This is a genomic window from Pseudomonas sp. ok272 (assembly GCF_900109995.1).
GTDB lineage: Bacteria > Pseudomonadota > Gammaproteobacteria > Pseudomonadales > Pseudomonadaceae > Aquipseudomonas.
This window is the reverse complement of sequence record NZ_FOCB01000035.1, coordinates 1-9415: the sequence shown is the minus strand read 5'-3', so window position 1 is coordinate 9415 and position 9415 is coordinate 1. Positions and strand designations below refer to the sequence as shown.

Sequence of the window (9415 nt, the reverse complement as noted above, 5' to 3'; positions counted from 1 at the left end):
AGGATCAGGGTGGGAGCGAGCCTGCTCGCGAAGACGGCAGCACAGCCAGCATCTGCGTCGACTGATACCGCGCCATCGCGAGCAGGCTCGCTCCCTGGGGGGCTTAGAGGTCGATGTTGCCCCAGCCCGGCTTTGCTATCTCAGGCGCCACGGCGTTGACTTTCTTGCCGGTGGCCAGTTCGACCCGCTGTGCCACTTCGGGGTCGTCGGCAAAGGGGATCAGGCTCGCTTCGTCCAGGCTCCTGGCGGTCTGGTGGCGCAGGCAGTATTCGATGGCGAACCACAGGAACACCACGCCCAGGCTGTTGAGCAGTAGCTCGGTCATGCTCGTCTCCTAGGCAATCTGCGCTTCACGCTCGGCCATCTGCACGCCCGCGACCCTGACGGTGCGCCATACGTTGTAGGCCATCAGCAGCATGCCGCTCAGGAAGAACACCCCGCCCACAAAGCGCACGACAAAGCCCGGATGGCTGGCTTGCAGGGCTTCGACGAACGAGTAGGTGAGGGTGCCGTCGTCGTTGATCGCTCGCCACATCAGGCCCTGGGTGATGCCGTTGACCCACATTGAGGCGATGTAGAGCACGGTGCCGATGGTCGCGAGCCAGAAGTGCGCGTTGATCAGGCCGATGCTGTGCATCTGCGCTCGACCGAAGATCTTCGGCACCATGTGATAGGTCGCGCCGAAGGTAATCATCGCCACCCAACCCAGGGCGCCGGCGTGGACGTGGCCGATGGTCCAGTCGGTGTAGTGGGAGAGGGCGTTGACGGTCTTGATCGCCATCATCGGGCCTTCGAAGGTCGACATGCCGTAGAACGCCAATGACAACACCAGGAACCGCAGGATCGGGTCGGTGCGCAGCTTATGCCAGGCCCCGGAGAGGGTCATCATGCCGTTGATCATCCCGCCCCAGCTGGGTGCCAGCAGGATCAGCGACATGGCCATGCCCAGCGACTGCGCCCAGTCCGGCAGCGCGGTGTAGTGCAGGTGGTGCGGGCCGGCCCAGATGTACAGGGTGATCAGCGCCCAGAAGTGCACGATGGACAGGCGATAGGAGTACACCGGCCGGCCCACTTGCTTGGGCACGAAGTAGTACATCATCCCCAGGAACCCGGTGGTCAGGAAGAACCCGACCGCGTTGTGCCCGTACCACCACTGGACCATGGCGTCGGTAGCCCCGGAGTACACCGGGTAGGACTTGAACCAGTCCACCGGGATCGACAGGTGGTTGACCACGTGCAGCATGGCGATCACCACGATGAACGCACCGAAGAACCAGTTGCCGACGTAGATGTGCGGGGTCTTGCGCTGCACCACGGTGGTGAAGAAGACGATGGCGTAGGCGACCCAGACCACGGTCATCCACACCGCGCCGGTGAATTCGATCTCGGCGTATTCCTTGGTGGTGGTGTAGCCCAGCGGCAGGGTGACCAGCATGCTGACGATCACCGACTGCCAGCCCCAGAAGGTGAAGGCGGCGAGCTTGTCAGAGTACAGGCGCACCTGGCAGGTGCGCTGGACGGCGTAGTAACTGGCAGCGAATTGCGCGCTGCCGGCAAAGCCGAAGATCACCAGGCTGGTGTGCAACGGCCGCAAGCGCCCGAAGGTGGTCCAGGGCAGGTCGAGGTTCGCCTCTGGCCACACCAGTTGCGAGGCGATCCACACGCCCATCGCCATCCCGATAACGCCCCATACCACTGTCGCGATGACGAATTGGCGCACGACCTTGTAGTTGTAGGCCTGTGCGATTGTTGCTGTGCTCATGGTCATTGCTTCCACGGTTGCAAAGTCATGCCAGGCCACCCGGACTGGCAGGGTGTGCACTGTAGAAACTTGCATGGAAACAAAACAGGCTCAGAAAAAATTCATTAGTACGGATCAGATCACTCGCCTGCCTGCGGTGTTCTGACGCAACCTGATATGGTTTTTTGGACTTTATCTGAGTCTGTAACACGCTGAGCTGTATGGGGCGTTGGCGCTTCCAGTCCAGGCTCGGGGAGGACGACATCAGGTTCGCCACGCTGTAGGCGCCCTGAGTGGTCGGAGGTTGTTGCGAGGGTGAAGAAGGGGGCTGGAACCAGCCCCCTGAGCATGCTTACGGTTTAGCGGCTGAAGCGTTGTCGGGGCTAGGTGCGGGGGCTTTGGGCTTCATCAGGCTGAAGTCGATCAGCGCCCGGCGATCGCGCTCGTACGGGTTGCCGATCAACAGCGGGCGAGGCTTGAAGCTGTCGCTGACCAGGCTCTTGGTGCGGTCCAGTTCATCGAAGCTCAGTCCGGCCAGTTCCGCCCAGGTGTGGATCAACTGGGAGCTGCTGTACGGCCGTTGCAAGTCGCCGGCAAAGCTCCAGTCATGGGTTTCGCGCCACTTCGGCGAGGCCCAGGCCATGAAGGGGATCGTGTACATCGGCGCCGTCGGCTTGCTCTCGTTACGGCCCAGGGTGCTGTGGCCGGCAGAGTCGAACACGTCTTCGCCGTGGTCGGAGAGGTACAGCAGGAAGCCGTTCGGGTCGGTCTTGGCGTAGTCCTTGATCAGGCTCGACACGACAAAGTCGTTGTACAGCACGGCATTGTCATAGCTGTTGTAGGTCGGCAACTGAGCGTCGCTCACGCCTGGCGGTACACCCTGGCGGTCCTGGAACTTGTCGAAGGTCGGCGGGTAGCGGTACTGGTAGCTCATGTGGGTGCCCAACAGATGCACCACGATGAACTTGCGTGGTGCGCTGTCGGCCATGGCCTTGGCGAACGGTTCCAGCACATCGCCGTCGTACTGGCGGGCGTTCTGGTTGCGGTTGTTGTTCAGGTAGACCTGCTCGTCGGCCTGCTCGGAGAACGTGGTGAGCATGGTGTTGCGCTTGGTCATGGTCTGCTGGTTGGTGATCCAGTAGGTCTTGTAGCCAGCCTGCTTCATCACACTGACCAGCGATGGAGTCTTGAGGTACAGGTCAGGGTTTTCTTCGTCGGCGAAGGTCAATACCTGCTGCAGCGCCTCAATGGTGTAGGGCCGCGGGGTAATGACGTTGTCGAACACCGCCAGTTGGTCCTTGAGCTTGTCCAGTTCAGGCGTGGTCGCGCGCGGGTAGCCATACAGGCTCATGCGCTGGCGGTTGGTCGATTCACCGATCACCAGCACCAGGGTCGACGGCTGGCCGGCCATGGTGTCCTTGAGGTTGTGCAGTGGCGGCACCTGGCTGGCGTTGTCGAGCATGCCTTGCATGCTGGTCAGGGTGTCGCGATAGCGATGATAGGCAACGATCATCTGCCAAGGCACGGCCGGCTCGATGCGGGTTTCGAACTTTTCGAAGCCGCTGGCGAAGCTGCCGGTGCGCAGGGTTTGCTTGACCAGCGGGTAGCCGATCACGGCGATCAGGATCGCGATGGCGGCCAGCACGGCTTTGCCCCGTGGCAAGTACACCGGGCGCAGGCGGGTCCACAGGAAGATGGCCAGCGCGGTGTGCGCGATGAAGGCCAGGACAATCCACCAGGCAAAGTACTGGGTCATGTATTCGCCGGCTTCAGAGATGTTCGACTCGAACATGATGAAGATGACGCTTTGCGAAAATTCCTGCTGGTAGATGAAAAAGTAGCCCAGGCTGGCCATGGAGCATGCCCAGAGCACCACGCCGATCACTGCCGCGAGTACGCGCGTGCGGGCCGGGAACAGCAGCACCGGTGCGAGCCAGATGGCGCTCATGATGAATGCTTGACGAAAGCCCGAGAAGCCCGACGTGTCGGTCAGCAAAATAAGTAATTGAGTGATGCCGGAAAAGTACCAGAAGAACAGGAACAGCCAGCCGAGGCCCGCCCAGTCAAAACCTTTCGCAGTCGTAGTGCTGCGTTTAAACATCGCCATTCAGCGCTCCAGCCGATTGATTACTGCAGATACTGGAGCGTTTCCAGGCATCAGCGATTAGCGCCCACACGGTGAGCGTGCATAACCGGCGGATTATGCTCGGTGAAATGTGAAAAAAATGTCGGATCGTTCCGATGGAGCTTATCGGGCGCCCTGGCGGTCGAAGCAGTAGGCCAGCGTCATGTTGCCGGTGGCATCTGATCAGCCGAGTTACCCAGTGTCGCGCTATTTATTTTAAAATCCCTGTGTCTTCGCCGACGTTCGGGACGTTATCCCTATAGCTCGGGCAAAATTGGCCGTAAACGAAGGTTGCAGCGCGCAGGGTCACGCTTGACGTGGCTCAGTGCGCTATAACCTTTGACACACATTTATTCGTAGTAAGGAGCATCAGCACATGCAACTGGGGATTATTGGGCTGGGCCGCATGGGCGGCAACATTGCACGGCGCCTGATGCTCGACGGGCACACGACGGTGGTCTATGACCGCAACACCGCGTTCGTTGACACCCTGCGCCAGGAAGGCGCCAACGGCGTCGGCGACCTGCCGGCACTGATTGGCGCGCTGCAGAAGCCGCGTGCGGTCTGGGTCATGCTGCCGGCGGGCGCACCGACCGAAGACACCATCGATACCCTGAGCACCTTGCTCGAAGCGGGCGATGTGATCATCGACGGTGGCAATACTTTCTATAAGGACGACATCCGTCGCGCCAAGGCCCTCGCGGAGAAAGGCCTGAAGTACATCGACGTCGGCACCTCCGGTGGCGTTTGGGGCCTGGAGCGCGGCTACTGCATGATGATCGGCGGCGATGCCGACGACGTGCAGCGCCTGGACCCGTTGTTCAAAACCCTGGCTCCGGGAATGGGCGACATTCCACGGACCAAGGACCGGGTTTCGGCCGACGGGCGTGCCGAACAGGGCTATATCCACGCCGGCCCCGCGGGTTCCGGGCACTTCGTCAAGATGATTCACAACGGCATCGAGTACGGCATGATGCAGGCCTTCGCCGAGGGTTTCGACATCCTCAAGACCAAGGCCTCGGACATCCTGCCGCCCGATCAGCGCTTCGACCTGAATGTGGCCGACATCGCCGAAGTCTGGCGTCGTGGCAGCGTGGTCTCGTCCTGGCTGCTGGACCTGACCGCCGATGCGCTGGCCAGCGACCCCAAGCTCGACGGCTATTCCGGCTCCGTGGCCGACAGCGGCGAAGGGCGCTGGACCATTGAAGCGGCGATGGAGCAAGCGGTGCCGGTGCCGGTGCTCTCCAGCTCGTTGTTCTCCCGCTACCGTTCACGCCAGCAAGGCGCCTATGGCGACAAGATTCTGTCCGCCATGCGCTTTGGCTTTGGTGGTCACGTCGAGACGCCGAAAAAATGACCACGGTCCGCCAGACGTCCAAGGCTCAACCGGCACCGGCAACCACGCTATTTTTGTTCGGTGCCCACGGCGACCTGGTCAAGCGCCTGCTGATGCCGGCGCTGTACAACCTCAGTCGTGACGGTTTGCTCGGGGACGGCTTGCGGATCGTCGGTGTTGACCACAACGCCATCAGCGACATCGACTTCGCCGACAAGCTCGAAGCGTTCATTCGCAACGAGGCGGCCAGCAAGGTTGGCAACGGCGCCGATCCCCTGGATCCGGCGCGCTGGGCCAAGCTGGCCAAGGGCATCAGCTATGTCCAGGGTGATTTTCTCGACGACAGCACCTATCAGGCGCTGGCGGCGAAAATTGCCGCCAGCGGCACCGGCAATGCGGTGTTCTACCTGGCCACCGCCCCGCGTTTCTTCAGTGAAGTGGTGCGTCGCCTGGGGGCGGCCGGGCTGCTGGTCGAGGGCCCCGAGGCGTTCCGCCGCGTGGTGATCGAAAAGCCGTTCGGTTCCGACCTGCATACCGCCGAGGCCTTGAACGCGTGTCTGCTCAAGGTGATGACGGAGAAGCAGATCTATCGGATCGACCACTACCTGGGCAAGGAGACAGTGCAGAACATCCTTGTCAGCCGATTCTCCAACAGCCTGTTCGAAGCGTTCTGGAACAACCACTACATCGATCACGTGCAGATCACGGCCGCCGAGACCGTGGGCGTGGAGACGCGCGGCAGTTTCTACGAACACACGGGCGCGCTGCGGGACATGGTGCCCAATCACCTGTTCCAGTTGCTGGCCATGGTGGCGATGGAACCGCCGGCGGCGTTCGGTGCCGACGCGGTGCGCGGGGAAAAGGCCAAGGTGGTGGGGGCGATCCGTCCGTGGTCGATCAGTGAAGCGCGCGCCAACTCGGTGCGTGGCCAGTATGTCGCCGGCGAATTGGCGGGCCAGGCGCTGGCCGGCTATCGCGAGGAGCCCAACGTCGCCGCCGACAGCACCACGGAAACCTATGTCGCACTCAAGGTGATGATCGATAACTGGCGCTGGGTCGGCGTGCCGTTCTACTTGCGCACCGGCAAGCGCATGAGTGTGCGCGACACGGAGATCGCCATCTGCTTCAAGCCTGCACCCTACGCGCCGTTTCGCGACACGCCCGTCGATGAGATGCAACCGACTTACCTCAGAATTCAGATTCAACCCAACGAAGGCATGTGGTTCGACTTGCTGGCCAAGCGTCCTGGTCCGGCACTGGACATGGCTAACATCGAGTTGGGGTTCGCCTACAAGGACTTCTTCGAGATGCAGCCCTCCACGGGCTACGAAACCTTGATCTACGACTGCCTGACGGGCGATCAAACCCTGTTCCAGCGCGCAGACAACATCGAGAATGGTTGGCGAGCGGTGCAACCCTTTCTCGATGCCTGGAAGGAAGATGCCAGCGTCAAGCACTATGCGGCGGGGGAGGATGGTCCGGCCGCCGGCGACGAACTGCTCGCCCGCGATGGCCGCACCTGGCACCGCTTGGGCTGAGTAGAATCCACGGGTATTCGCAGGTGTAGGTATTTCGCACGGCAACGACAGCATCCCGTGCCGTCGTTGTTTACTGCATTGGATGCTGTAACAAGAAGATACATGCCGCTGTATTTAACGCCCGCGCTAAATGTATTCAGCCTGCAACGGAAGTTACGAAGCGCAAACAACGGCCGCTTCCAGCGATGAGCACGTGTTGCGCTTGCTCAGAAGTAAGCGTGATTCCGAAACAGCCCGGGCCGTGTTCTTTAACCGCGAACAAACAGTTTGATCAAGGGTTTACTTGGGCATCGACCAGGCTTGCAGGGTATAGCCGTCTTGGCTCAACTCGGCGCGCGCCTGCTTCAGCAGATCTTCGAGTTGGGCGGGGTCGGTATAGGTGCTGCAGGGGATTTGCTTACGCCCGATAGGCGTGCTGGTGCGGTCGATAACGGTCAGCGTCAGTTCGCCTGAGCCGTCCGTTTGCGTCCAGGCCACACACTGGAACGGTGTAAAGGCGCCATCGGCAATCAAAAGAGCTTCGTTGATCCGCAGCGGAGCGTTCATGGGTATGTTCTCTCTATGCCCAATCAAGTGATGTGCCGTCGGTTGGGCTTACCGTGCGGCAGGTTACTTGTACTGATGTCACACTTTTGAGATAGGTCACACACAATTAAAAGAAATATCGACTTTATTTAAAATTGCCGGTTTTTTTGGAAATATTGAAAGCTGAATGAAAGGTTCAGCTTGATAGCTTGCTAAGTACCTTTTTGCTTATAACTAAAAGACCGTCAACCTTATAGTTAAACGGTACAAGACGCTGTCAAGTTCTTGCTAACGTTACATCCAGGTTCGCCAAACGACTGTTTCTAATAACTTTTCTATTATTTTGGCGCCAAGGAACAGTCATGATTGATACCCCCGCGCTGAGACGGTTGTTGGTGGTGGACCCCTGTGATGATTGCCACCGGCTGGTGCCGGGCCTGCGGGCCATCGGTTGGGACGTCGACAGTTGTAGTCTGGAAAGCGCCGCCGAACGCAGTTGCGATGTCGGTTTGCTGCGCTTGCAGCCGTTTCATCTGGAGCGCCCCGAAGCGGTCAAGGAACTGATCAGTCGCAGCGGCACCGAGTGGATTGCGGTTCTCAGCCCGGAAGTGCTGCGAATGCAAAAGGTCGGAGACTTTGTCTGCGAGTGGTTCTTTGACTTTCATACCTTGCCGTTCGATGTCTCCCGGGTCCAGGTAACGCTGGGCCGGGCCTTCGGCATGGCGCGCCTGCGCGGCCAGGGCACGATCCATGTCGACCAGCCGGAACACGAACTGCTGGGTGACAGCAAGGCCATCCGCGAGCTGCGAAAGCTGTTAAGCAAGCTGGCGCCGACCGAGTCGCCGGTGTTGATTCGTGGGGAAAGCGGCACCGGCAAAGAGCTGGTGGCCCGCACGCTGCACCGTCAGTCGCAACGCCACAGCAAACCATTTGTCGCGATCAACTGCGGGGCGATCCCCGAGCACCTGATCCAGTCCGAGCTGTTTGGGCATGAGAAGGGCGCATTCACCGGGGCTCATCAACGCAAGATCGGGCGGATCGAGGCGGCCAACGGCGGCACCCTGTTTCTCGATGAAATTGGTGATTTGCCCCTGGAGCTGCAAGCCAGCCTGCTGCGCTTCCTCCAGGAGAAACACATCGAGCGGGTCGGTGGCGGCCAGCCGATTGCGGTGGATGTACGCGTACTGGCGGCGACCCACGTCGACCTGGAGTCGGCCATCGAAGCCAAGCGTTTTCGAGAGGACTTGTACTACCGGCTCAACGTCCTGCAAGTGGTGACCGCACCCTTACGTGAGCGCCATGGCGACCTGTCGATGCTGGCCAGCCACTTTTCCCACTTCTATAGCCAGGAAACCGGACGCCGGCCCCGCAGTTTCAGCGAAGACGCATTGATCGCCATGGGCAAGCATGACTGGCCGGGCAATGTGCGCGAACTGGCCAACCGCGTGCGCCGTGGCCTGGTGCTGGCCGAAGGGCGGCAGATCGAGGCGCAGGACCTGGGCCTGCTCGGACAACAGGCCATCGCGGCGCCCATGGGTACCCTGGAAGACTACAAGACCCGCGCCGAGCGCCAGGCCCTGTGCGACGTGTTGAACCGTCACAGCGACAACCTCAGCGTGGCCGCCCGGGTCCTGGGGGTTTCCCGGCCGACGTTCTATCGCCTGTTGCACAAGCACCAGATCCGCTGAATAAATAAATCCGTCCCCTTTTCTACTCGTCTTCAGTTGCGTGCTGACCTTGTCGCCGGCGCAACTGGCCGACGCCAAGGCACAGAACCTGTCGATCCTGTCGTACCTGGCCAACCACTTCGACAACCCGACCATCGCCTTCGCCGCGCCGTTGATTGCCTTCGTGGCCATCTCCAAGTCGTTCCTGGGCCACTACATCGGTGCCAGCGAGGGCTTGAAAGGCCTGATCGTGAAAACCGGCAAGCGTCCGAGCGCCAAGGCCCTGGATCGCATGGTGGCGGCGTTCATGCTGGTGGTGTGCTGGATTGTCGCGACGTTGAATCCAAGCATCCTGGGCATGATCGAAACCATCGGTGGCCCGGTCATCGCCGCGATCCTGTTCCTGATGCCGATGTACGCCATCCACAACGTCCCGGCCATGGCCCGCTTTCGCGGCCAGGCCTCCAATGTGTTCGTGACGGC

At 60.7% G+C, this 9415-nt stretch carries 7 protein-coding genes and 1 pseudogene; 4 read left to right on the top strand and 4 right to left on the bottom strand.

The genetic code is table 11. The features are described from left to right. Positions 1 to 103: 103 nt before the first annotated feature. The 3 genes from BMW74_RS24235 to BMW74_RS24220 all read right to left on the bottom strand — a co-directional run bounded on the left by BMW74_RS24235 (position 104) and on the right by BMW74_RS24220 (position 3848). Entirely contained in the window at positions 104 to 325 is a 222-nt protein-coding gene (locus BMW74_RS24235) for a CcoQ/FixQ family Cbb3-type cytochrome c oxidase assembly chaperone (RefSeq protein ID WP_093426625.1), read from the bottom strand. Positions 326 to 334: 9 nt separating this feature from the next. After that, complete coding sequence (ccoN, locus tag BMW74_RS24230) at positions 335 to 1762, bottom strand: cytochrome-c oxidase, cbb3-type subunit I (protein WP_093426624.1); 1428 nt, start codon at positions 1760 to 1762, stop codon at positions 335 to 337. Positions 1763 to 2093: 331 nt separating this feature from the next. Beyond that, positions 2094 to 3848, bottom strand: a complete 1755-nt coding sequence (locus tag BMW74_RS24220; RefSeq protein WP_093426622.1) for a phosphoethanolamine transferase CptA — start codon at positions 3846 to 3848, stop codon at positions 2094 to 2096. A 394-nt stretch (positions 3849 to 4242) separates the two neighbouring features. Between BMW74_RS24220 and gnd the strand changes: the two genes are divergently transcribed. Beyond that, positions 4243 to 5223 carry a phosphogluconate dehydrogenase (NAD(+)-dependent, decarboxylating) gene (gnd, locus tag BMW74_RS24215; protein WP_093426621.1) on the top strand — a complete coding sequence of 327 codons (981 nt, stop codon included), beginning with the start codon at positions 4243 to 4245 and terminating at the stop codon, positions 5221 to 5223. Further along, the gene (zwf, locus tag BMW74_RS24210; protein WP_093426620.1) at positions 5220 to 6740 is read left to right on the top strand and encodes a glucose-6-phosphate dehydrogenase; all 1521 of its coding nucleotides are present in this window, start codon (positions 5220 to 5222) and stop codon (positions 6738 to 6740) included. The genes gnd and zwf overlap by 4 nt, the downstream gene beginning before the upstream one ends. A 279-nt stretch (positions 6741 to 7019) precedes the next feature. Here the strand turns inward: zwf and BMW74_RS24205 are convergent, their stop codons facing one another. Next, a complete protein-coding gene (locus BMW74_RS24205; protein ID WP_093426619.1) occupies positions 7020 to 7286 on the bottom strand; it encodes a hypothetical protein in 267 nt (88 codons plus the stop codon). Positions 7287 to 7627: 341 nt separating this feature from the next. Between BMW74_RS24205 and BMW74_RS24200 the strand changes: the two genes are divergently transcribed. Together BMW74_RS24200 and BMW74_RS24195 are read left to right on the top strand one after the other, a co-directional pair. After that, on the top strand, positions 7628 to 8953 hold the full coding sequence (locus BMW74_RS24200) for a sigma-54 dependent transcriptional regulator (RefSeq protein WP_093426618.1): 1326 nt from the start codon (positions 7628 to 7630) through the stop codon (positions 8951 to 8953). A gap of 28 nt (positions 8954 to 8981) precedes the next feature. Further along, positions 8982 to 9415 (top strand): annotated as a pseudogene (locus BMW74_RS24195) (HAAAP family serine/threonine permease); the annotation flags it as partial.